Annotated in this window: 22 protein-coding genes; 18 read left to right on the forward strand and 4 right to left on the reverse strand. The window is 40.8% G+C overall.

From position 1 onward, the window contains the following. Window positions 1-2: 2 nt before the first annotated feature. The 8 genes from CXF93_RS03895 (at window position 3) to CXF93_RS03930 (ending at window position 8,200) form a co-directional block, all read left to right on the forward strand. A complete protein-coding gene (locus CXF93_RS03895) occupies window positions 3-1,076 on the forward strand; it encodes a chemotaxis response regulator protein-glutamate methylesterase (RefSeq protein ID WP_101061134.1) in 1,074 nt (357 codons plus the stop codon). Between the two features lie 85 nt (window positions 1,077-1,161). Next, the gene (locus tag CXF93_RS03900; RefSeq protein WP_101061135.1) at window positions 1,162-1,527 is read left to right on the forward strand and encodes a response regulator; all 366 of its coding nucleotides are present in this window, start codon (window positions 1,162-1,164) and stop codon (window positions 1,525-1,527) included. Window positions 1,528-1,548: 21 nt separating this feature from the next. Continuing rightward, entirely contained in the window at window positions 1,549-1,845 is a 297-nt protein-coding gene (locus tag CXF93_RS03905) for a lipid asymmetry maintenance protein MlaB (RefSeq protein WP_101061136.1), read from the forward strand. A gap of 92 nt (window positions 1,846-1,937) precedes the next feature. Beyond that, a complete protein-coding gene (locus tag CXF93_RS03910) occupies window positions 1,938-4,127 on the forward strand; it encodes a chemotaxis protein CheA (protein WP_101061137.1) in 2,190 nt (729 codons plus the stop codon). Window positions 4,128-4,200: 73 nt separating this feature from the next. Further along, complete coding sequence (locus tag CXF93_RS03915; RefSeq protein ID WP_198551578.1) at window positions 4,201-6,156, forward strand: methyl-accepting chemotaxis protein; 1,956 nt, start codon at window positions 4,201-4,203, stop codon at window positions 6,154-6,156. 12 nt (window positions 6,157-6,168) lie between these two features. Continuing rightward, a complete protein-coding gene (locus CXF93_RS03920) occupies window positions 6,169-6,735 on the forward strand; it encodes a chemotaxis protein CheW (RefSeq protein ID WP_101061138.1) in 567 nt (188 codons plus the stop codon). 131 nt (window positions 6,736-6,866) lie between these two features. Then, a complete protein-coding gene (locus tag CXF93_RS03925; RefSeq protein ID WP_101061139.1) occupies window positions 6,867-7,679 on the forward strand; it encodes a protein-glutamate O-methyltransferase CheR in 813 nt (270 codons plus the stop codon). Continuing rightward, window positions 7,676-8,200 carry a chemotaxis protein CheD gene (locus CXF93_RS03930; RefSeq protein WP_101061140.1) on the forward strand — a complete coding sequence of 175 codons (525 nt, stop codon included), beginning with the start codon at window positions 7,676-7,678 and terminating at the stop codon, window positions 8,198-8,200. The genes CXF93_RS03925 and CXF93_RS03930 overlap by 4 nt, the downstream gene beginning before the upstream one ends. A gap of 9 nt (window positions 8,201-8,209) precedes the next feature. Here the strand turns inward: CXF93_RS03930 and CXF93_RS03935 are convergent, their stop codons facing one another. Both CXF93_RS03935 and CXF93_RS03940 read right to left on the reverse strand, forming a co-directional pair. Beyond that, window positions 8,210-10,204, reverse strand: coding sequence for an SgrR family transcriptional regulator (locus CXF93_RS03935; RefSeq protein WP_101061141.1), 1,995 nt, complete (start codon window positions 10,202-10,204; stop codon window positions 8,210-8,212). Window positions 10,205-10,321: 117 nt separating this feature from the next. Beyond that, window positions 10,322-11,806, reverse strand: coding sequence for a C69 family dipeptidase (locus CXF93_RS03940; protein ID WP_101061142.1), 1,485 nt, complete (start codon window positions 11,804-11,806; stop codon window positions 10,322-10,324). A 547-nt stretch (window positions 11,807-12,353) separates the two neighbouring features. Here CXF93_RS03940 and CXF93_RS03945 point away from each other — a divergent pair. Then, the gene (locus CXF93_RS03945; RefSeq protein WP_101061143.1) at window positions 12,354-12,554 is read left to right on the forward strand and encodes a hypothetical protein; all 201 of its coding nucleotides are present in this window, start codon (window positions 12,354-12,356) and stop codon (window positions 12,552-12,554) included. Beyond that, window positions 12,551-12,940: a VOC family protein gene (locus CXF93_RS03950; RefSeq protein ID WP_101061144.1), complete on the forward strand. Its 390-nt coding sequence runs from the start codon at window positions 12,551-12,553 to the stop codon at window positions 12,938-12,940. The genes CXF93_RS03945 and CXF93_RS03950 overlap by 4 nt, the downstream gene beginning before the upstream one ends. A 107-nt stretch (window positions 12,941-13,047) precedes the next feature. On the opposite strand, the gene CXF93_RS03955 is transcribed toward CXF93_RS03950, so the two are convergent. Then, window positions 13,048-15,840: a pitrilysin family protein gene (locus CXF93_RS03955; RefSeq protein ID WP_101061145.1), complete on the reverse strand. Its 2,793-nt coding sequence runs from the start codon at window positions 15,838-15,840 to the stop codon at window positions 13,048-13,050. Between the two features lie 420 nt (window positions 15,841-16,260). Here CXF93_RS03955 and CXF93_RS03960 point away from each other — a divergent pair, with 420 nt between their 5' ends. The 4 genes from CXF93_RS03960 to CXF93_RS03975 all read left to right on the forward strand — a co-directional run bounded on the left by CXF93_RS03960 (window position 16,261) and on the right by CXF93_RS03975 (window position 19,395). Continuing rightward, entirely contained in the window at window positions 16,261-17,241 is a 981-nt protein-coding gene (locus CXF93_RS03960; RefSeq protein WP_232784098.1) for an HlyD family secretion protein, read from the forward strand. Between the two features lie 18 nt (window positions 17,242-17,259). Next, the gene (locus CXF93_RS03965; protein WP_101061147.1) at window positions 17,260-18,270 is read left to right on the forward strand and encodes a DUF2955 domain-containing protein; all 1,011 of its coding nucleotides are present in this window, start codon (window positions 17,260-17,262) and stop codon (window positions 18,268-18,270) included. Further along, complete coding sequence (locus CXF93_RS03970; RefSeq protein ID WP_101061148.1) at window positions 18,242-18,703, forward strand: MarR family winged helix-turn-helix transcriptional regulator; 462 nt, start codon at window positions 18,242-18,244, stop codon at window positions 18,701-18,703. The genes CXF93_RS03965 and CXF93_RS03970 overlap by 29 nt, the downstream gene beginning before the upstream one ends. 206 nt (window positions 18,704-18,909) lie before the next feature. Continuing rightward, window positions 18,910-19,395 carry a VOC family protein gene (locus CXF93_RS03975; RefSeq protein WP_101061149.1) on the forward strand — a complete coding sequence of 162 codons (486 nt, stop codon included), beginning with the start codon at window positions 18,910-18,912 and terminating at the stop codon, window positions 19,393-19,395. A gap of 131 nt (window positions 19,396-19,526) precedes the next feature. On the opposite strand, the gene CXF93_RS03980 is transcribed toward CXF93_RS03975, so the two are convergent. Then, window positions 19,527-19,937: a helix-turn-helix transcriptional regulator gene (locus CXF93_RS03980; protein WP_101061150.1), complete on the reverse strand. Its 411-nt coding sequence runs from the start codon at window positions 19,935-19,937 to the stop codon at window positions 19,527-19,529. 128 nt (window positions 19,938-20,065) lie between these two features. On the opposite strand from CXF93_RS03980, the gene CXF93_RS03985 reads away from it, so the two are divergent. The 4 genes from CXF93_RS03985 (at window position 20,066) to CXF93_RS04000 (ending at window position 23,969) form a co-directional block, all read left to right on the forward strand. After that, the gene (locus CXF93_RS03985; RefSeq protein ID WP_101061151.1) at window positions 20,066-21,271 is read left to right on the forward strand and encodes a C45 family peptidase; all 1,206 of its coding nucleotides are present in this window, start codon (window positions 20,066-20,068) and stop codon (window positions 21,269-21,271) included. A 117-nt stretch (window positions 21,272-21,388) separates the two neighbouring features. Then, window positions 21,389-21,997: a hypothetical protein gene (locus CXF93_RS03990; RefSeq protein WP_101061152.1), complete on the forward strand. Its 609-nt coding sequence runs from the start codon at window positions 21,389-21,391 to the stop codon at window positions 21,995-21,997. Between the two features lie 483 nt (window positions 21,998-22,480). Beyond that, window positions 22,481-22,684: a YaeP family protein gene (locus tag CXF93_RS03995; RefSeq protein ID WP_101061153.1), complete on the forward strand. Its 204-nt coding sequence runs from the start codon at window positions 22,481-22,483 to the stop codon at window positions 22,682-22,684. Window positions 22,685-23,090: 406 nt separating this feature from the next. Then, window positions 23,091-23,969 (forward strand): hypothetical protein, encoded by an 879-nt coding sequence (locus CXF93_RS04000; RefSeq protein WP_101061154.1) that lies wholly within the window; start codon window positions 23,091-23,093, stop codon window positions 23,967-23,969. Window positions 23,970-24,140 lie beyond the last annotated feature (171 nt).

Consider the following 24,140-nt stretch of genomic DNA (forward strand, 5'->3'; position numbering starts at 1 on the left):
TTATGCCTAAAATTAAAGTATTGCTGGTTGATGACTCTGCGGTTGTCAGGCAAGTATTGACTCAAATAATAAATGCTCATCCGAAAATGGAAGTGTGTGCGGCTGCGCAGGATCCTATCTTTGCAATGCGCCATATGCACAAACAATGGCCTGACGTTATTATTCTGGATGTGGAAATGCCGCGAATGGATGGCATCACTTTCTTGCGAAAAATCATGTCGGAGCGTCCAACCCCTGTCGTTATGTGTTCAAGCTTAACTGAAAAAGGAGCAGATACGACGATGCAGGCAATGTCTTTAGGTGCCATTGAAATTGTCACTAAACCTAAACTGGGTGTGAAAGGATTTTTAAGTACATCAGCAGCTGAAATCATTCACGCCGTGTTGGCTGCCGCACAAGCAAAAATAGCTAAATGTCAGCCTATAACAGCAAATGTATCCAAGAAATTAACCGCAGATGCAATGTTAAGTTTACCGAATGCAGGTGCAATGGTACGTACAACAGAGCGTATTGTTGCCATCGGCTCTTCAACAGGCGGTACGACGGCGCTTGAAGCCATCTTAACGCAACTTCCTCGGGTATCACCCGGCATTGTGATTGTGCAACATATGCCAGTCGCCTTTACCGAGGCTTTTGCTGCTCGTCTCAATAGCCTTTGTGAAATGGACGTTGTCGAAGCTAAGGACAATGACACCATACTGCCGGGACATGTATACATTGCCCCAGGCGATCGACACCTATTGATTAGTCGCTGTGGTGCTTTATACAAGATAGCGGTTAAGGATGGTCCTCTTGTGAGCCGGCATAAACCCTCGGTTGATGTGTTATTTCGTTCTGTTGCTCGTTATGCCGGAAAAAATGCGCTGGGTATTATTCTGACTGGCATGGGCGATGATGGTGCCCGCGGCTTAAAAGAGATGAAAGATGCAGGCTGTGCCACCTTAGGTGAATGCGAGAAAAGCTGTATTGTTTATGGCATGCCCAAAGAAGCAATGAAAAGAGGTGCGGTTGAAAAAGAGCTTAGCTTAGCGCAGTTTCCAAGTGCGATTTTAGCTTATTACCGCTCGGGTCTGTAAATCATAAAATTAAGAATAACGGCTATGTGGGCATTTTACCGCGCTGCTTAGTACAACATATTTAGATAGTTTAAAGGACAATAATATGGCAACAATTTTAGTTGTTGATGATTCCACTTCACTAAGACAAGTGGTTGCAATATCTCTGCAGAGTAAAGGTTACACGGTTATCCAGGCAGCTAATGGTCAAGAAGCATTAGCAAAGTGTGATGGCACCAAAATCAATTTAGTGGTGAGTGATGTCAATATGCCGATTATGGATGGTCTTACTTTTGTCACCGCCATGAAAAAATTACCTCGCTACAAATTTACCCCTGTGATCATGCTAACCACGGAAGCGGGCAGTGCGATGAAGGACCGAGGCCGAGCTGCGGGAGTTAAAGCTTGGGTCGTCAAACCCTTTAAGCCGGAACAGATGTTAACGGCGGTTGCCAAGTTGATACTTCCATAGGATTGCGAGGATGCTCAGAATATGAATACAGAGAGTGAGAAACACACCGTATTAACACCTGAAAATTTGACCATTTATGAAGCGTTGGAAATACAAGTGCTATTTGCAACGGCTTTAACGCAACATCAAAAAATTGAAGTCAATTTATCTCAGGTTACAGAAATAGACTGCGCTGGATTACAGCTGATGGTAGCACTTAAACGTGATGCCCTTAAACAAAAAAAATCAATGATATATACCGCACACAGCCGTGAGGTGATTGCCCTTTTGGCGTTGTTTAATATGACCCAGTTTTTCGGCGATCCGGTTGTACTGTAAAAACGAGAACATTAAGAATTAAGGTCGCCCGCAATAGATGCGGCACTGCGTTACAGTATTTGAACAGGTAATAATCACAACAGGAATTTAACATGAGTAGTGATCTGGATGCCGTTAAACAAGTTTTTTTAGTTGAAGCTGAAGAGCTATTGGCCGCCATGGAAGATGCCTTATTGCATTTGGAAAGTAACCCAGATGATATGGAGTCGATCAACGCGGTTTTTAGAGCCGCGCACACGATTAAAGGTACGTCGGGGGTCTTTGGTTTTGATGATGTGGTTACCTTCACCCATGTTGCTGAAAGTTTACTGGATAAAATTCGCGACAGTGAAATAGTCATTACTAAAACAATTATCGAAGTATTACTCAAGTCTGGCGATCATATGTCTGTGCTTGTGAATGAAGTGATTGCTAATGATGGTCAGGTTTGTACCGCGTTATTAGCAACGAGTAGTGAGTTAATTTCACAACTCAATGGGTTCATGCAGCAAGCCCCCGCAGAGATGATAAGCGCCGTATCTGTAAACAGAGTTGAGATCTTAAGTAGTGATGAGCAAGTGACGGCGAATAATAACTGGCATATATCCTTACGTTTTGGCGTTGATGTGTTTAAGCAAGGCATGGATCCTATCTCATTTGTTAAATATTTACAGCAAATTGGCCGCATTACTCATCTTACCGTGTTACCCGAAAAAATCCCCGCATTAAAGGATATTGATCCCGAAGCTTGCTATCTGGGCTTTGAAATATCCTTAACCTCAGACTGCAGCAAAGAAGAGATTGAATCTGTTTTTGAGTTTGTACAAGAAGACTGTGATATACGGATTATTCCACCCAATAGTGCCATTAGTCGTTACATTAAACTGATCCAAGAATTACCCGAGGAAGATCAATTGTTGGGGGAAATCTTAGTTAAAAGTGATGTGTTAACCAAAAAAGAATTAAACAGCGCCCTAGACACTCAGCAGTTACACGATGATGCTGGCCAGGCAACTGTGTTAGGCGAAATTTTAATTAATCAAGGTGTTGTTGCTCAAGAGGTTGTCGGGGCGGCAGTTGAAAAACAGCAGCATGTGCGGGCTAAAAAAAATGCCGAATCACATATTGTGCGGGTTAATTCAGACAAACTTGATGAGCTTATCAATATGGTCGGAGAGCTGGTTATTGCCAGTGCATCCGCCTCTTTGTTGGCGAATAAATCCAACCAAACTGAGCTTGAAGAAGCCAGTGGTATTGTCGATGGCTTAGTCGACAGTATTCGTAATAACGCATTAAGTTTACGCATGGTGCCGATTGGTGACTCATTTCACCGTTTCCAGCGGGTAGTAAGAGATGTCAGCGGGCAACTTGAGAAAAGCATTGAGCTGGTTATCACCGGGGCTGAGACTGAACTTGACAAGATGGTCGTCGAAAAAATAGGCGACCCGTTAATGCACTTAGTACGAAATTCGTTAGACCATGGCCTCGAAAAGCAAGAACAACGTATTGCAGCAGGTAAAGATCCCCAAGGTAAAATTCATCTCAATGCTTACCATGATTCAGGCAGTATTGTGATTGAAATAAGTGATGATGGCAAAGGACTTAACAAAGCGTTGTTATTAGAGAAGGCGATTGCCAAAGGCATTGTCGACGCAGAGCAAGTGCTTAGTGACGATGACATTCATAACTTGATTTTTCATCCGGGTTTTTCAACCGCTGATTCCGTCTCTAACATTTCCGGTCGCGGTGTAGGCATGGATGTGGTTAAACGTAATATTCTGGCATTGCGCGGCTCTATTGATTTAGAAAGTGAAGAGGGCGAGGGCACGGTTGTACGTATTCGCTTACCGCTGACTCTGGCTATTATTGATGGTTTCCAAGTGGGGGTAAAAGGTGACTCCTATGTGGTGCCTCTGGATATGGTTATTGAATGTGTGGAATATACCGATTTTAATCAAATCCCAGGTAATTATAAGCACGATAGCAACTACTTTAACTTGCGTGGCGAAGCATTACCGCTGGTGAAATTAACCGAGCATTTCAAGTACCCAGCGGTAGAAAATAAGCAAGATGCACGGGCTAACATAGTGGTGGTGCATTATGCCGGCCGAAAAGCGGGACTGGTTGTTGATCAATTGATGGGGGAGTTTCAAACCGTGATCAAACCCCTTGGGAAACTGTTTAGTGAAATTAGAGGTATAGGTGGTTCGACCATACTCGGAAGTGGTGAGGTCGCACTGATCCTCGATGTTCAGCAACTGGTTCAAGATGCTGAACATCATGAATTAAAACAAATTTCATGAATACAGCCATTCAATACAGTTAAAGATTAATTAACAGATTTAAATTCATAATTGAAATTAGCAGGTAATAAATATGTTTAAAAATATGAAAATTGGAATGCGTTTAGGCGTTGGCTTTGGCTTAATATTGCTACTGCTCGTTATCACCGCAGCGATCTCTTACAATGCCTTAAATCGTGCCTCTTCCGGCTTAAAGACTTATGCTTCGGAAGCCACGACTAACGACAATGCTGGTGGGATTCAGTCACTCTTAGTGGGCATGCGCATGTCTGCATTAGATTATATTCATACTACAAGTAAAGACTCGCTTGCCAGCCAACAAGTACAATCGTCAAAGCTTCAAGAACTGGTTGCTGAAGCGAAAAAATTTACTCAGCACAAAGATGATAAAGCCACGTTTGCTGAGATCGAAGTTCAGATACAAAAGTATGACACCATCTTTAGCAATATTATAACAAACGTGAACCACAGCAAAGAACTGCTTAACGGCGTGCTGAAACAAGTGGGTTCGCAAAGTATAATAGACATCTCAGCTATTTTAACGGGTACTAAAGCAGATGGTAATATGGACAGTGCTTATGATGCGGCGCGTGCAACACGCCATTTATTATTAGCTAGGTTGGCGATCACTCAATTTTTAAAAAGTCATGAGCAAACGACGCTGGATAGAGCGCGTAAAGAGTTTTCTGCTTATCAGGAGGTTATTGCTGAGCTAAAACAAGAACTAAGTAATGAACAACATCTCGCTTTAGCAGTCAAGCTCGGAGAAGATAGTAATCAATACCTCGCGGCTTTCAAGAAAATTGTTTCGGTTAGCTTTGAGCGTGATGAGCTTCAAGCTAGCGTCGCTGCTGCAGGCAGAGATGTCGCTAAATCAGTGGATGATATTAAATTAAGCCTTAAAGATGAACTTGATATCTTGGGTTCTGAACAAAATGAATCAAATGAGCAGGCTAAAGAATTAGTCATTATAGTGAGCTCTATTGCAGTTATTTTAGGCATTATTTTAGCATTATTGATAACACGTGTTATTACCGGTCCAATCCGTGAAGCGGTAACGGTTGCCAATCAATTAGCGGAAGGTGATTTAACCTCTAAGATCGTAGTGACAAGTAATGATGAAACAGGGCAACTACTACGGGCTATGATGGTGATGGTCGAAAAACTATCAAGCATTATTACTGAAGTTCGCGGTACCTCAAATAGCCTTGCCAGTGCATCTGAAGAAGTGAGTGCGACAGCGCAATCAATGAGTTCATCTTCAAATGAGCAAGCATCAAGTGTTGAAGAAACCAGTGCTTCAATGGAACAGATGACAGCATCCATTACGCAAAACACCGAAAATGCGAAAGTGACCGATGGCATGGCATCGCAAGCAGCTAAAGAAGCTGTTGAAGGGGGTGAAGCCGTTAAACAAACTGTTTCAGCAATGAAACAAATTGCTGAGAAAATCGGTATTATTGATGACATTGCCTACCAAACTAACTTATTAGCCCTTAATGCAGCGATTGAAGCGGCTAGAGCCGGTGAGCACGGTAAAGGTTTTGCTGTTGTCGCAGCCGAAGTACGAAAACTGGCAGAACGCAGCCAAGTAGCAGCACAAGAAATAGGTTCTGTTGCTTCAAGTAGTGTGACATTAGCGGAAACGGCGGGCCAACTATTGGGGCAAATCGTACCATCAATTAATAAAACATCTGACTTGGTACAGGAAATCAGTGCTGCATCTGAAGAGCAATCAGAAGGTGTGGGTCAAATTAACAGTGCCATGGGTCAATTAAATACCATCACTCAGCAAAATGCATCAAGCAGTGAAGAGCTTTCAGCAACTGCAGAGGAGATGAGTAGTCAAGCGCAGCAACTGCAATCCGTTATGGACTTCTTTAAAATTACGGCACAAACAGGTCATTCTTCTAAGGCTTTTAATCGTTTTTCACAAACCTCAGCGAGTCTGCCTAGAGCATCAGTGAGAACCGCTGTACCTGCAGCAATGAATAACGCTTTAGATGAGTCTGAATTTGCCAAGTTTTAAGGAGTTGTGACAATGAGTTCATTAGTTCAATCTGGAACCCTGAAAAAAATGGCAGCACAAGAAAATGCTTTTTCCGCTATGGAGGAGAGTGGTCAATACCTCACTTTTCTGCAGCGAGGAGAGATGTTTGCTATTGGTATCCTCGGGATTAAAGAAATAATTGAGTATGCGAACCTTACTACAGTACCACTGATGCCTAAGTTTATAAGCGGTGTTATTAATATTCGCGGCGCGGTTGTACCTGTTATCGATTTATCTGCTCGCTTTGGTCGAGAGACGGCAGTACCAACACGTAGAAGTTGTATCGTGATTATTGAAACCGTCAATGATAACGAAAAAATGGATATTGGCATTATTGTTGATTCTGTCTCTGAAGTGCTGGAAATACTACCGACAGATATTGAGCCAGCACCACGCTTTGGCACCAACATTCGCGCTGATTTTATTAGCGGAATGGGTAAAGTGAACGACGATTTTGTGATTATCCTCGATATTAGCAGAGTGCTATCGGTTAATGAAATGAGTTCATTAGCAAGCGTAGGAGGTGAACCTGTGCTGGATATAAACCTGGTCGAATAGCCTATTTAAAAGGCTTTATTATGCTGCGCGTACAGGGTTTATTTTGCCCGCGCAGCTTTACCGCTATTCATGCGTTGATTCTCAGTCATCATAAGTGACTTCACTTTTTTAATAAATTAAGTACCAATACAATGAATTATCATCCTATATCTATTAATGCTGCTGAGTTTAAAAAATTCAAGCTTTGGTTGCACAATATCGCCGGGATAGACCTTAAAGAAACGAAAATGAAATTAGTTGAAGGTCGTTTAGCCTGTCGTTTAAAGCATTATAATTTAGGTAGTTATGCGGCTTATTTTAAGATGATAACAAGCCCAAATGAGCACGTTGAAGCGCAAATGGCCGTCGATCTATTAACCACTAACGAAACTTATTTTTTTCGTGAACCTAGGCACTTTGAATTTCTTAAAAATAAATTATTAACAGAGGCGTGCAAAGGACAAAACTTTCGCCTTTGGTGCGCAGCCAGTTCAACGGGAGAGGAACCTTATACCCTAGCAATGACTTTAGCTGAAGGGCTAGGCACTACGCCATGGCAGATAGTTGCATCGGATATCAATCTGCAAGTACTAGGCAAAGCACGCTCCGGTCATTATGCACTAGAGCGTGCTCACAATATTTCAAAACAGTTATTACACAAATATTGCTTAAAAGGTTTAGGCACACAAGAAGGCACGTTTCTTATCCAGAAAGCATTACGGGATAGAATACAGTTTAAACAAATTAACCTTATTAATGCCTTACCAGACATCGGTAAGTTCGACGTGATTTTTTTACGTAATGTGATGATCTATTTTGATAATGATACGAGAATTCACGTGGTTAATAAGATACTCGATTTGCTCAAACCGGGCGGCTATCTGTTTGTCAGCCATTCAGAAAGTTTAGTGGGTATTAGTAACCGATTAAAAATAGTGCAACCCTCTATATTTATGAAATCATGAACAATGACAACGACAAAATTGATGTGTTTTTATTGCCTGGTGAGTTTTATTTCGGTGATAAACAGGCGCGCATCAGCACTTTATTAGGCTCATGTGTTGCTATCACGCTTTGGCATCCGCAAAAATTAATTGGTGGGATGTGCCATTATATGTTGCCTTCCACTCCGTTCAGAACAGATCCTTTGGAGCTCAATGGTAAGTATGCTGAAGATGCAATGAAAATGTTTTTGCAGGATATTAAAGCTGCTGGTACCTTGCCATCTGAATATCAGACCAAAATATTTGGTGGCGGCAATATGTTTTCAAAAATAACAGACACTCCGCCCTGTACACCGAATTACAGTAAGTGTTTTAAGTCATTCTCATGCCAACAAATAGCCTGTAAGAACGCATTAATAGCGCCTTACTTATTACAAAAACATGGCTTTACTATTACCAACCATGATTTAGGCGGCGCGCAACATCGGAAAGTCATCTTTGAACTGTGGAGTGGCGATGTTTGGTTACGCAAAGGACATTAAATCTCAGCGCTAAATGTTAATCAATTCTTCAGACCAAACGTCTTGTATGTCAGGCCAGCCCCAGACATTTATCGATACGCCTTTGAGTACCCCTTGGAAATACAGGGTTTGTCTGTGATGGAGCATAGGTATCATCCAGTGCTCCGTGATCATAGCCGTGCTAATCGATTCCAATTCGGTAAGGTAGTTGGTTAATGGCTGCTGTTGGCGAATGTTGATAAGCTTTGTTTGCAGCCAAGTACTGGCTTCAGCAGACAAGCTTTGATTGAGTATCGAGTTCGATAACATCCAATGAAATACCGAGGTCGGCAGGTTGTCGTCCAAATCCAGACTGATTAATATCAGGTCTTCGCTTAGGCTATTAGTACTGGCTTTTTGTACAAATTCCTCAAAGGCATAGACGTTAACCTGACAATTTATACCCACCTGCTTAAGTAGCGCTACCATCGCCTGAGCGCATTCCTTCAACGTATGGTGCTCGAATATAGCAATGGTCAGTTTACTTGCTAAAGGCTGCTGTGTTGTACCTATCGAGATGACTTTTAACCAGCTAGACAGTAGGTTGTATGCTGGAATAGCTTCAATCGGATTGGCTGATAGTTTTAATTCGGCCATCAGTTTATCAGCGGCGAGCAGTTGGCTTAGGTATTTACGTTGCAGCAGAGAAAGCTCGGCTTTGCTGTTGACCATAGCCAGCAAGCAGCCATATTCTATTCTGCTCTTTTGCGCGCTTTCAATTACCTGTTCATCACTTCTTGTTTTCCGCTCAAGGCTGTCAATGTCTCGCTCAAGGCTACTATTTTCTTGTTTAAGACTGCGATTTTCTTGCTCAAGGCTGTTCGTTGCATAGTTTGAACGGATTTGACTGGTTTTTTGTACCACATTCGCCTGTATTTCCGTGGTGCAAGGTAAGTCCGTTTGCGGTGATGACACCTGCCAAATTGTCACTGTATCGGTGAGTGCGCGATGACTATAATAGTTATCGTAGGCCTGTAAGCGTAAATACTGCTGCGTATGCTCTTGCACTCTGAATGCACCACTGCCAACAATAGCATTCGCGGTATTAAACTGAGAGTTTGGGTTAGAATTCGGGTTAGAGTTCGGGTGAGGTTGTAACTGTAGCTGAAAGCAGGGCTGAATCGAATATTTCACATCAGCAAGCAGGCCAGCAAACCCTGGATCGGGTTGGTCTAATTGAAAATCAATGCACAGTGGGTTTATCGCCGTGATATGACTGACATGCGCTAACTCAGTTTGGTATGTCGCCAGTTGTTTTAAACGATTAAATAACTCGGCAATCTTCTCGGCGTTAATCGCGCTGCCATCATGGAAAGTCAGTGCTGGGCGCAAATAGAATCGCCAGCGCTGTAACTCTGCGTTGTAAACCCAATGATGAGCCAGTTGCGGGGTGATAATGCCATCTTTATCACACTGTACCAAACAGCAATACACCTGACGTAGCAGAAAACGCTCGCTGTTTCTTAGTGCGATATGCGGCAGCAGAGCCGCAAAAGAACGCCCATAAGTTAACTGAATATGTAACCGACCTTCACGTTGTACCGCGCCCGATGTGTTTTGCAGCAATTGGCCAAACAGCTGCTGATCGTGATCGATAAACGCCAGCGCCTTTTCATATTTACCAACTGCTATCATCTGCTGCGCTAGTTCTGCCTTCAGCTCATCAAGTGTATAGACAAGGTAAAGTCGAGAACGTTGATTACGCCCGGCCTTTGGGGTCCATTCTAACCAGCCTAAATCTCGCAGCTCGTTTAACAAGGTGCGACAATGTCGGGTACTGGTGAACATGACCTCAGCCACTTCCTGCAAGGTAATTGCTATTGCTTGTTTCGCACCCAGCTTAGTTAACCGAGAAAAGTGCAGAATTTTCTTATCGTTATTCAAAATAGCCACCGCGTCATCGTTATTTCCTCGTTTAGTACGTAAGCAGGGTTTAAAGCTATTATAACCAAGATTATGACTTAATAAGGAACTAAATAATGCCATTCAATGAGCAGAACGATCAACAAAGTGAGGGGAGAAGTAAGAATCGAGCATGTGGTGATGAAGCATAAGGATTACATCGCCACATGTTGTTATTACCAATTTATTCAGCCGTTAAGCTTATAAATTAGAGATCTTCTTAAATTCTTCTGGATCGTATTTCTTCTCAGTACTATGGGTAAGTTCAGTCATCAATGCCGATTTCAATTGACTCGCTTTATCCAAGGTCGTTTGCAATGAACCATAAGAATAATCACTGGCAAAGTTGATCGCCAAATTCGCATCTTGTTTGTACATCGTTTTAAGCATGTTGTTAACAAAAGGCAAAGATGTGGTAAATTGCGATTCTAGATCTCGCCACGTTTCATTTACTACCTCCTCATATTTGCCATTCAACACACTCTTGCTCGCCAGTGTTCCTAGTGTGCGGAAATTCCACCACGACGATTTATCATCATAGTTATCTGTGCCACTGGCATATTCTGCAGGTACTGTTTTCATCACGTTGTAAAAAGGAATAAACGGGCTGTATTTCACATTGCTCGGTGTTTGCCAAATAACGGCAGCGAGTTCTTTTGGCATATCACTATACATCTCAATAATGTGCGCTTCACTATTACGATCTACTCCGCTTGGTCTAACCCCTTTTGTTTCTAATTCAGTGCCTTTATAATCTGCGCGCAATACTTGTGCTATATCTTCAATCGAAATTTTATCGTCTGGAGACAAAAATAATGGATACTGTTTTAACCGTGTTTTCTGCTTGATTGAAGGGGATAATATTTTCTGGCTATTCCACTCACGATCTATATTGTAAAAGTCGCCAATATTACCGAAAGCTTTAGCAAAATTAAAACTATGACGATCTGGTTTCTGTAATAACTTATTCTGCGTGACTGTATCAAACAGACCTTCAGAGTGCATCACGGTTTTGCTATCGAGATCAACACCGTTAATGCGTAGACCATTGGCGATAACAAGATATTTATCATCAGGTACTCGGACTGCAATCCACTGATGACCGCCACCGACTTCCATATACCAAGCTTCATCTAAATCAGCAAATTGCACGCCATAACCTTCGCCCGCACCATATAGCTTAATATAATCAGCTAAAATCTGTACCGCATGTTTAGCCGATGTTGCCTGCCCAAGCACAATACCCACCATATTTTGTTCAACAATACCGTCTGTATGCGGATCAGCTTGCAAAGCTCGTTTATTGATTTCGGCACTGTTGGTTGCAGTCATTGCCACATTCATTTCGTTAACGCCGCGTTGCTCATATACTTTACCATTGTCGGGTGTTTTATAACTAAATCCATCCCAATCAATCATTGCTGTATAACGTAATGTTTTTGCCGGTGCTGGTATATTTAAGCCTGTCGATAGCGTGATTGTAGCGCCTTCTTTATACGCTTTAGCTGGGTAAATCTTCATATGTTTAGCCCAGTTATTAGAAGAAAAATCTTCATTACGCGAGATAATAACCGAACCATTTTCAGATGCATCTTTACCGACCATCACACTGGTACAAGCAAGCGCAGAAGGCATAATAATAGCCACTGTAATAGCAGAAAGTACAAATTTTTTGATGTTATTCATTTCCAAAATCCCTCTTTATTGACACATGATATGTGAGTTTTTGTTATTTTAATCGTATATAAATATAGATAATTCCCCCTGTAACAATATGATAAAAGGCAACTTAATTTAGGCGCATAATCTCATACCAAAATTCACAAAAACTAGATGGATATAGCACAACTTGAATTGTAGGTAGATTTTTTATCTGATAATTAATTGATTGTTATTACAATTAGCTATATGCAGTTGGAGGTATAAGAGGGGGAACTTATTTTAGATATGTAGATTAAAGCGATTTATTATCTCGGCATGCCGATCTAGCAACTTGATGATATTAAGCTTCACCGCTTAACTGAGCGTATACGCATAAAACAGGCACCGCGCAATCATAATAACGTCCTCGTTTAGGGTGTGAACTGGATTTAAAAGGACTTATTAGCAAGGTCACTACTTTAACCGGAACTAAATAATATTATTCACTCTGTTTTTTGCTTCCTATTATTGGAGGATACTTACCTCATAGTTTAAACAAAGCGTAAGCGCTTAAAAAAACAGAGGTATGAACATGCTAGAAGCAATCAAAAAACTCTTTCAAAACACATCAGGCATTACATCAGATCATGCATCAAGCAATGCACTAGCCGAGTATTACCAGTCTCGTCTGCAAACTAGCAGGAGTGCTGTTGAAATCGAAGCTATCTTTAGCATGAACGAATTTATGTCATTTTCAGAACTGGAAAAGCAGCTACGTGGGGAAGTAAAATGAGAATTGAACATGTCGCGATTTGGTGCAAAAATTTGGAAGAGATGAAACATTTTTACACCCACTTCTTTAATGCTAAAAGTAATGACAAATACGAAAACCCGAGCAAAGGTTTCCGCTCTTATTTTCTGACCCTGCCCGATGGACCTCGTATTGAGTTGATGCAAATGGATTCTGTGTTGATATCTGCAGCCGATGTATTCCCACAGCTCACCGGACTCGCTCATATCGCTTTTGCTGTCGGGTCAGAGGCAAAGGTGGATGCAATGGCCGCTAACTTTCGCGCTAATGGTTATGAGGTGCTCGATGGTCCACGTCGAACCGGCGATGGTTATTATGAATGTGTAGTATTAGATCCAGAATGGAATCGCGTGGAAATTATTGTTTAATCATATCGGTAGGGTTTACTCGCAGAGTCGAACACATCACCAAGTAGCCTATTTAACCTATATGTAGCTTGTTCAGCTAGGGTGATGTGTTGATTCATTAATCGTGCTTATTGTTGCGGTCTGTTAGTCAAGCGCATGGTTTTACTTGGATCTAAGTAGACGCGAATAAACTGGTTCATGTCTGCTACCGAGATACTGGCAAATATTGCAGGTGCATCTTCAGTTGATCCTAACGGATAATTAAACAAATGATCTCGGTGTAACAGCCATTGTTTACTCGCTGGCTCATTTAATGAAGAAGCCAGATCCTGCGCTATTATTTTTTTGTTTTCATCCAGCTGTGCTTGGGTTATACCGTTAGTCAGTAAACCTGCAATTATGTCATCGACAACCTGTTGCGTTGTTTCGATATCTTCAACTTTAGTGATTAACTCAATCATTACTTCAGTAAATGCCTGACCTGCTGCTTGGTCGCGAACCATCACGTAAGGAGAGTAGGTTAACGATAATTGTTCTCTGACGATCTTAGTTAACGTTTGGCTAAGCATAGCCTGCATGAGCTCGGCCTGATAAACCGCTTTGATACTTGGGTTGGGGGTATCGGTGACAGTGTAAAACAATACCTGACCATTATCTTGCGGGTAGGTTGTTTCATTAATCACACTGGCATGGGTTATTAATGATTGAACAGGGTGGTCAAAACTACTCTCTTTACCTTTGGGCAACGTCGCCACATATTGCAATATCAGTGGCTTTAATTGCGCCGAATCAAAGTCGCCGACGATAGTTAACTTATAGTTATTAGCGTTACTAAACAGCGTTTGATAAAGCGCTTCAATGTCACGCTGCTCTACCTTCGCTAATTCCTGCACTGAAATTTGTGCCTGCTGCGGATTGTGAGGGAATAAAATATTACCTGTTTTTATCCACGTTGCAGTTGCCGGTAGCGCTAGGTTGTTTTGTTGGTATTCAATGGCAGCTTGTTTTTCTAACGCAAATTCATGCTCATTAACTTTTGCATTGGTGACACTGCTGTATAACATCGAGAACAACAGTTCCAAACTTTTGGGATCATTAACCGAATACATGTTGAAACCATGACCGTTAGTATCAACAATTGGCATGATATCGATACGTTCTTGTTCAAACCTTTGGCCTATCGTTTGCGCTGATAATCCCTCTAAACCACTATTCAAATAACTGCTGATGAGCAAGTAATTGGCAGCGCGCTGTTGCTTGGTAAATGCATTGCTACCGCCGGGCGCTGTAAAGCTCATCTGAATTGCATTTTTAATACTGTGGTCTGGCTGTAACACCACACTCACACCATTGCTTAATTGCCACTGTGTCAGTTGCTGTTTGGCATCAAAGCTTTCACTGAGAATATCACTTTCTGCTGCGCTTTTTTTAGCGATTGGTAAGGTAAGTGTCTCAATGTTAAGAACGATATTTTTAATTGGTTGAGTAAGGGCATAAGCAAAGAGTTTATCGGCTGCTAACAAATCAGGCTTATGTGCTTGATAAGGCGTAGCGAAGGTCATTTGACGCGGGCTGCCGATAAGATCATTGGCTAATTGATTAAGTTCTTCAAGGCTGACCGTACTCAATAATAACTGATAGGCCTGCTGCTCAAGCTCCAAGGTGAATTCCATATTTCCGGTTGACCAAGCGGATATCGTCGCGTCTGCTAATTGCACCGCGTCTTGATTGATGTAGTGATTGCTAAGCTGGGCTTGATCTGATTTTATCTGCGCTAATTGCAGGTCAAATTCAGCTTGGCTGAACCCGTATTGCTGGATGCGAGCTAGCTCTTGGGCAATAAATTCAACCGCTTGTTGGCTTTCATTTTTTTGATGGCTTACTGAAATATTTTCGACCGCTTTATCACCTAACAAAACATCATAGAAAATGCCGACATGATTGAAGGCGCCTTCGCGTTGGCCGTTGGTCGCATCCAAACGATAATTGAACAGCATGTTTAGCATATCTAATTTGAAAGCCTGACTGAGATCTTGGCTGTCGGTAATTGCTAATTTAGGCACTTCGAAGTACAGGTCTGTTTGTGAATAATCAATTACTTTACTGCTGTAAGCCTGTGTCTGAGTTTTAAATGCTGGTGGCGTTAATACCGGTTGTTTAGTGTCGTTTGTTGATTTCTCGATGCTGGCAAACAACTCTGTGATCAGTTGCGCTGCGTGCTCACTATCGACATCACCGGTTATCAATAATTTGGCATTGTTCGGGCGATACCAAGCTGTGTAAAATTCGTTAACAGAGGTAACTGTACTGTTTTTAATACTTTCAATTGTGCCGATTGGTAAGCGGTTTTCGTATTCACTGTCTTTGATATAGTCACGAAACAATGCATAGTTATAAGATTGTTCTTGTTGGGTACTTAGATGGTACTCATTTTCTACCACGCCTTTCTCTTTATCCAATTCGCCTTGTTCCAATTCGATATCAGTTAAAATATCGCGGAAATACAACAGCACATCAGCCAGTAACTGCTTATTAGCTTTAGGGATAGACAAGGTATAAACCGTTTCATCAAACGAGGTATAGGCATTAATATCATTACCGACAACTAATCCCGACTTTTCAAATAACTCGTCAATTTTTAATTTAGGGTAGTGTTTTGTACCATTAAAGGCCATGTGTTCAAGTAGGTGCGCGTACCCTGACTGTGCATTGGTTTCACTTAACGACCCTGATTTTATCATCAAGCGTAGCTCAATTTTATCAGCGCTTTGTGGCTTAGAGTGAATGGCATAAAAGAACCCGTTATCAAAGGTATCGCTGCTGATCGTCGTCATCGGCTGATTTTGATTCGGGGCAGTTGCACAACTAGACAGAGCGAATAGGGCAAAGGTAACTAATAATAATTTTCTACAGAACATCATGGTTAAAATAACTCGTTAATAATTTATCGTTATAGAAGGGATATAGCAGCAGGTTGGTTATTGGATCTATAAACATATTTATGTTTTATGGATTATCTTATAATAACAATTAGTTAAGAAGTAGTTATTCGTGTTTCAGTGTCTCTGTAATGTGATTCATGATAGAAAAATACAAACGGTTACAAATCTTAATGATATTCACTTGCATTTGAGTTTAATTTAATTGCACTCCTGAATCTGTATACAGTTAGCAAGACAATCACAACATAAAATACATTCAATCATTTTTAGTTGCACATACAACAAAAAAGAGTATGCTGAGTACATGTTTTTGTTGTACGGGTAACAATATTGAAAAGTTCAATTTATAAATTTATAATATATGCAGTGTGTTTTATCACGGTAGGCTTCTCCATTTTTTTGATTACTTCAGATAATATATCGCCTTTTACCACGCAAGCGACGATACACAAAACAATCGCGAATATTGCACCTGAAGTGTCTGGTGTTATCACCGAGGTCAATATAAAGAATGGCCAAGATGTTAAAGCCGGCGATAAATTATTTAGTATAAACAGTCAGAACTACCAACTGGATGTGCAGTCAGCAGAAGCGGAACTGCATAGCGCCCAAGAATTAGATTCGGCTAAATGGCAAGAGCTGAAATCTGCAAGTCAAAGTCTTATTCAACGTAATCTCGAATGGGATAATGCACAAACTAAGTACGCTCGTAGTCAGAGATTACTCAGTAAAGGCCTGCTCAACGAACAAGATTTTGATGAGAGTCATATGAATGCCAGCATTGCCAAAAGTGCTGTGGAAGCTGCAAATGCTGAAGTTTTACGCATTAAAGCTGAGCTTTCTAATAAAAATAAAAGTTCAGCGATTGAGATAGCTGAAACAGCACTAGCAAAAGCAAAACTCGATCTTATTCGTACCAATGTTACCGCTCAATTCTCAGGCACTATTAGCAATTTGCAATTACAGTCAGGAAGTTATGTGAATAAAGGCAGCGTGTCATTATTTATGATTAACGAAGAAAGTACGTGGCTAAGTGCTGATTTTAATGAAAAAGGGATCGTTCATTTACAGGCTGGTGCTAATGTATGGATCACATTTGATGCGATCCCGGGACAGGTTTTTTCTGGGCAGATCACCAATCAAGATCGGGCTATTTTTGATTCATCGACTTCAACAAGTCAACTATCAGCCGTCACGAATGATTCCCGTTGGATCCGTGAACAGCAAAAGATCCGAACTCGAATTCATATCAAAGATGCAAATACGGCTTTAATCGCAGGCTCTCGGGCGAGTGTCATTGTCAGTAACGGCAATACCATCATCGACACTATTGGCTACACATGGATAAAGTTAGTGGCTTGGTTCAGATATATCTACTAAATAATCGGAGGTGACAATATGTTGATTAAAAATTCAGATGTTAATGCAACCTTGAGAGTGACATTGACTATTACATTATGCATGTTGATGGGTAAATTTTTCGATCTTGATTCACCGGTATATTTAGCGCTTTACCCAACGATTCTGATGACTAAGGGTAAAGATTTTTCATGGCAAGGGATAGGAAAGATGTTTTTGCCTACACTGTTGGCTGCAGCCTGCGCCTTGGCCATTTCTGAAATTTTTTATGATCACCCATTTATCATCTGGACTATAAGTTTAGTGTTTTTTGATACAATGCGCCGCCGTGCTGATACGCCAATTAAGTTGGGCGGTATGCTAATGCCTACTTTTAACTGGATATTAATTGTCGTGTTTTCACAGCAAGGCAGTTTTGATATGACGATGCGTATTCATGAGATCCTTATCTCTATGATGATTACGGCGGTCGTTGCAAAGACAATGGTGACTTTATTTCCTTTTGATAAAGTGGCTAAACCACCTGCATTCAAAAAACAAATTATTACTTATCAACATCGTTTTGTATCAGGGGGCCTAATTGGTGGTGGACTTGCATTTCTGATGATTGTCGACTTACTTTCTGCCACTTTCTGTATGGTGCCTGTGATCGCGGCTTCAATCCAATTTACTCGTGATAAATTTAAATCTGTTGTCCTCTTGCGTTTTATTAGCCAAATTGGCGGTTGTGCCATTGCAGCTATCTTTACCATCATGATGGCAGGTCATCAAAACACGATTATTTTTTATGCATTAGGTTTAGGTACGTTAGTATTTATAATTACTAAATGTATGATCACATCGGAAGGTCCTTCTCGTGATCTTCATGCTGATGTATTATTAGCTACGATGTTGCCTATTCAGTTGTATATCGGTAATACAACACTGGGATTAGAAAATACATATCTACGAGCATGGGAGCTTACAGTAACCTTGAGCATCCTTTTTATTTTTCATCAACTAACACGTTCTCGAGATAATAATGAGCAAAGAAATCACCAACATTCCTGAATTGGATGAAAGCACCTCGTTTATGCTGGGGCTTGCCAGTAAACAATTTCGTACGCAAGCGAATCAAAAATTAACTACTGAATTTGATATTACACTCGAAATGCTAGGCTTGCTTCGCGTGCTCGCACACTTGGGGATCGTCCCTCAGCAAGCATTATCCGATGCTCTACACCGCGAACGCTCGGTGACAAAGCGTTTAGTAGACCATGTAATTAAACGAGGTCTTATTGAAGTACATAAAAATGAACTGAACAAAAAAGCCAGATATATCGGTTTGACTGAAAAGGGCATGGAGACCAAAGAGCAAGCGAGTCATTGTTTAGAGCAAATAACGGCTGACTATTTCTCTCCTTTAGCGTCTGATGAGCAACAACTTTTGCGAACGTTATGCAAAAAATTAATTCGATATAACACTGTTTCAGGTAGTGATTAATTTAGCCTATTGCTAATTAATTTATCTCTGATGCACTGACACTTAGATAATCTGGACTCGACCCCTCTTTATCATTTCAATAAATAATCATTACAAAAAATTATCAAAAACATTAAAATTGATAATTTCACTTAATCATAGCCATTGCCTATACTCACTCCATCAAAACAGACAAGCAACTAACTAACAAAAAAAGTGAGCATATTATGAAGATGAATCATGTAGGTATTATGGTTGGCGACATGGACAAAGCCGTTGAGTTTTACACTAAAGCGCTTGGTCTTAAAATTGTAATGAATAACACTAAAGTACTTGAAGAGCGTGAAACAGCCATTGGTAAAATGTGTGTTGCTGTGTTTGGTGAAGGCTTTAAAGGCTTTAACATTGCTCACTTAGTCACGACTGACGGCATTGGTGTTGAAATGTTTGAAATGAAAGAGCGCCAAGAACGTCATGAAGTTGATTTTACTCGCCTAGGTATCTTCCACTTCTGTCTTCAAACAGATGACTTCGAAGGTGCTATGGCGCGTACTGAACAATATGGCGGTAAAGTACGTATGGACGTTCATCGCTACCATCCAGAAGACGACAGCAAACAAGCAAAAATGGTGTACTTAGAAGACCCGTTTGGCAATTTGTTTGAGCTTTACTCGCACACATATGAAGAAACTTACGCTTCTGAATACGAATAAACTGAATACTTAATTAACTGATGTCGTGGTTAGTTATTAAGATTCATTAAAAGGAGCCTCCATTATTGGGGGCTTTTTGGATCTTGGTTTAGCGAATCGCTTGGCAAGTTCTACGAATACAGTCTGTTAGCTTAGATATCTTTCTGGTCACGTTGTTGCAGGTTTTTATACACATCACTCAGAAACTCAATGTCTTCTTTTGGTGCCGCAAGCATTTGGTCGAGAAAATGCAACGTACTTGCTGAGAGAGGTAATTGCCCGCCATGCTGCCGTTCAAGTTCCGTCATCGGGAATATTTGCAGAATACTGATATCAAGTGCTTTGGCAATGCGGAAAATATCTAGCAGGGTAAAATGACTGCGTCCTTCACGATCCATCTTTTCATAAAATGACGAGCGGCCAAGATTCGCTTTTTGCGCCAGTGTATTCTTAGATAGCTTTGAATGTACCATCATGGTTTCGATGCGCTCAATCACCATCATGCGGAATTCTCGCTCTTCCACGCCGAAGAACTCAAAGCCCTCAGTTTCTATCTCTGCCATAATTTGTGCCTTTCCGGATATCTGGAATTTAGCATAGCATTTCATCCGAATAATGGACAAATGTTTCGATAGTATGGCTTCAATGCTTAAGGGGAATCCCAAGGCTATCAATTAATGAGGACTGAATTATGCTAACTTTTAAACGTACGATTATTGCAGCAACAGTAGGACTATCTATGTTATCTGGGGCGGCTAGCGCTATTTCATTAGAGCCTGTAGCAGGCTTGAATGTACAGCAGCCATATTATGCGCCAGAGAATTTTGTTCAGCAAACCAACATGCCGATAGTTGATATTAGAGGTGTAGCAGCCGCTGATTACGCAAAGGTATTTGAGACGCAGATTGGTGAGCAAGTTCGACGTGGTATTAAAGATGCCAAACATGTTTATCAGTTGGCGGGGGTCGATTTTACTCAGTTTGAAAAGCAATCAAAACAGGTGCTAGATAATTCTCGCCAGTTAAACCCAGAGTACTTTGTTATTGTCGAAGCCTTGGCAAAAGTTGGCGGGGTCTCGGTCGAAGAGATGCTCACCCTAAGTCAATTGGACGCTGCATTAGCTTCTGCGGTGGCGGCTTCGTTGAAAGGTTGTACCACCATTAGTTTCGATGGTACGGGTGTAGTAGGGCAGGTGAACGATACCCCATCCTTATCTGGTGGTAATTATTGGGTTTTACAAGCGGATGATTTTATCCAAGTAATGGCGTCAGGCTTCTATGGTTCAGGGCAAACATTAGGTAAAGATATCGGGGTGGTGATCAACTTTCAAGGCACCGACTCTAAAGGTGTTGGTCTAGACTCGCCGATGGCTATAGAGCTCGGCGCGTTGCAAAACTATATCGTTCGACATGCTAAATCCGTGGATGAAGCGGTGAAAATCCTAGAAAAACATAGAACCGTGGTGGCATCACACTTTAATTTCGCTGATAGCCAAGGTGGTACGGTCGGCGTTGAAATGCTAAGTGAAGGTAATTACGTGATTAAACGTGCTGCAGGTGTTGGCCACGCTAACCACTCAGAAAAAGCAGGTGTCATGCAAGCTTTCGCGGAATCTGTAGGGATGGCTGAGAAAAGTAAACAACGTACAATCGCAACCGCTTATACCGAATGGCGTGCGGAGTTTGCGCAGCAATTTATTGATAATACCCCAGAGGGTAATATAGATGCCGCCAAATATGTACTTAATACCAAGCCAATTGCTCAGCATGCAGCATACGGGTCGGACTTTATTACCACGTTAACTGCGGTAATGGATACCAAGAAAGGCTGTATGGAAGTTGCACCAGGTGTGAGTGAATGGAATAACTTCCAAGAAGTATGTTTTAACGAACAGTAATCATAGCGTGTAAATAATCTGTAGTAGTTCATTGAAAAGAAGCCTTCTTTATTGAGGGCTTTTTTAATGCTTTTCACTGTATTATATCTACAGGTAAATCGAAGGAAGGTGTTAATAATGAAAAAGTTAATTTATATCGCATTGATTTGTGTCAGTGTGTTGGCATTAGTGAGTGTAACGCGTTATATGGGTGATAACACTAGCAAGGCACCCGGTTATCATTCTGAAGTGATATTGACGTTATTTAGCATGAAGACCAGCAGTGATTTTGTTATTAAGCTGCCTGATACAGATGCTGGCGTTAAACTGACATCGATAATTGGCCTCGGCACGCAGCAAGGTAAAGCGCAGGGTGATTATCAGATCGATGAAGAACGTGGTGAGGTATTGCTAGATTACATGCTCATCAATGTTTTAGGCCCGATGACAGCGGACAATAAAATGTATTTTGTCGCGCCATTTACTATCAGCAACCAAGGTAGTGGGGTATTCACTTATGTTGGCTTGTTTGAGCAAAACTTTGATAATCAAACCATCCAACACTTAGATTCTTATTTTATTGGCGACCGAGTTCAGCTTAATGAAATGCGCCTTTTTGATTCTAAAATCGAACTCTCATTCAATCAACATGGCGAGCAACAAGCGTATGCTGAAGCGCCAACTGAAACAGTGAACTTAACGCTTGGTGTTGATGATGTGATCCCAACTAAACTGGTTAAACAGTAAGGTATGTAGCTTAACGTGTTAGCTATGTCAGCCTGCTATCTGTAATAGATATCACAATTGTCCGGGGTTGTATCTTCGCGCCCCTGATCTGTATTTAGAACAGCGAGTACGGAATTATTTCTGTGCTCTTCCTTGCACCAATATTTCGCGTAGTCATCAGGTTTTGATGGATTGTATTCATGATAAGCGCATGACGCTAGTAAATTAACGAATAAACATATGAACACAATCTTTTGTATACGAAACATCAATATATAACCTAAATAAAGCATGGCTCATGATGTTATATCTGTGTTCCAATTGTGTAAATAATTGAGTTGTAAGTGTATGTCAGCACTTTATATAGGAAGTGTTGCTATGCGTTTACTAACCAAGATCAACGCATCTCTAATCAATCCACCTTAACGCTCGACATTAAATTATCGCAAAGGGTAAAATGGCGCTATCGTTGTTTTAAATAACTCTTCTTTATAAGGTATTACCATGAACGTTTATCAGTGTTGTGACAAAATCCGTGAACTGTATTCATTAATTGGCAGTGGCGATCAGGGTTATATTCCAAAAGCGATTGGTTGTGCGGTTAAAGCGTTAAACGATGTTGCGAGTAACGAATCTTTACCTGACGATGTTCGCGATAACGCGGCCTTTGCAGCAGCGAATTTACTTATTTCAGACTTTGAAGATTAGTCTTTCTTTACATAGAATAAATAAGCAGTCCAAATAGGGTGTAACACCATCACGTTGGATTGCTTTATCCTGCCGCAGTCTTAATAAGGCGAGCACAATAATGAAATTATCTCTCAATATATATACTCGCTGCTGTTAGCTTAATTGCTGAATCGATATTTAATATCGTGCCGGTTGTTTTCAACCCATTAAACTGCTGATTTTATGGCAGTTAATCATGCCTTTCATAGTTATAACTTACTATTCCATATCGTATTATTCTGTTTGCCATTAGTTGAAAATTTAATTCAATAATACCTGTTATTTACTTTCTTATACCAACAAATAGGCATAGGGTAGATCTGTTAAGTGTAAGGAAATGTACCTTGCCACCCCACATAAATACCATGTAAATAAGAGATAACAGATGTCTAAAATTAGATTTGACGAAACAGCTCGAAGTGAGCGTTATTTTACCGCGACATTACTGTCACATTTATTAATGGTCAATGAGTTTGCAGGGCTAAAAGCGCTGTTCAAAGACTTTGATATTATGCCTGCTGATTTTTTTTCAACTGATATCGAAATCGTTACTGAACTTGATCCTTTAAGAGATGTGGCAAAATCGGAAGAGCAAGACAAAGAAAATAAAGATAAAAAAATAACGACAATATTTAAAGATAAAGGACGGGTTGCGGTTCCTGATTTATTTCTGAGGTGGGGCAATCAGATCCTCGTTATTGAGGCTAAGTTCTTTACTGCGCCAACTGTCGTCGATCTAGCTGAGCAAGTGGCTAAACAGCGTGAAGCTATCAGTCTGGTATTAGACGACACCCAATATAGTCATTGCGACATTCAATGTGTTTTGTTGACGGTTAATAAGGTGAAAGACGAAGATGGATTATTGTCTACAATACCTCAACGTACGTGGACTGAAGTGATTGAAATATTGCGAAATACATTAGGTGAAGAACATCAAAGTAATATTAATTACTGCTTTAAGATCCTCGAAAATGCAGTTAAAAGAAGTGAAAAGGAGCTAAGTAAGAATGCAGGTGATTATCGTCTAATAGCTAATATAGATGAGCTACTTAAAGCGTTACCTGAGCTTATCGCTAGTGAAGAGTTATTCGTTGGTTATACAGGCGGGCTTAAAGAATTAGAGATAGCGGAATTTACCACTCTTGAACATCGCAGCCACTATAAAGTGTCGAGATCGCAGCCGAACAGTAATTGGATCCGTATCGATGTTGTAATTAAGAAGTACTTGGATCTTAAACTAGCGAATGATTACAGCATTAGTTGAAAATTGTAGCGGGGTATGGCGAAATACTTTTAGGCTACTACTAAATAAATGCCCCTGCTTTTTAGGGAGTCGCTTGGTTCTGTGGATATTGGGATCGTGCGTGGATTATTGCTTTGCTGTAGTGAACTTACTTATTTCAGACTTTGAAGATTAGTAATTCTTTGTATAGAT

Source organism: Moritella sp. Urea-trap-13 (assembly GCF_002836355.1).
GTDB lineage: Bacteria > Pseudomonadota > Gammaproteobacteria > Enterobacterales > Moritellaceae > Moritella.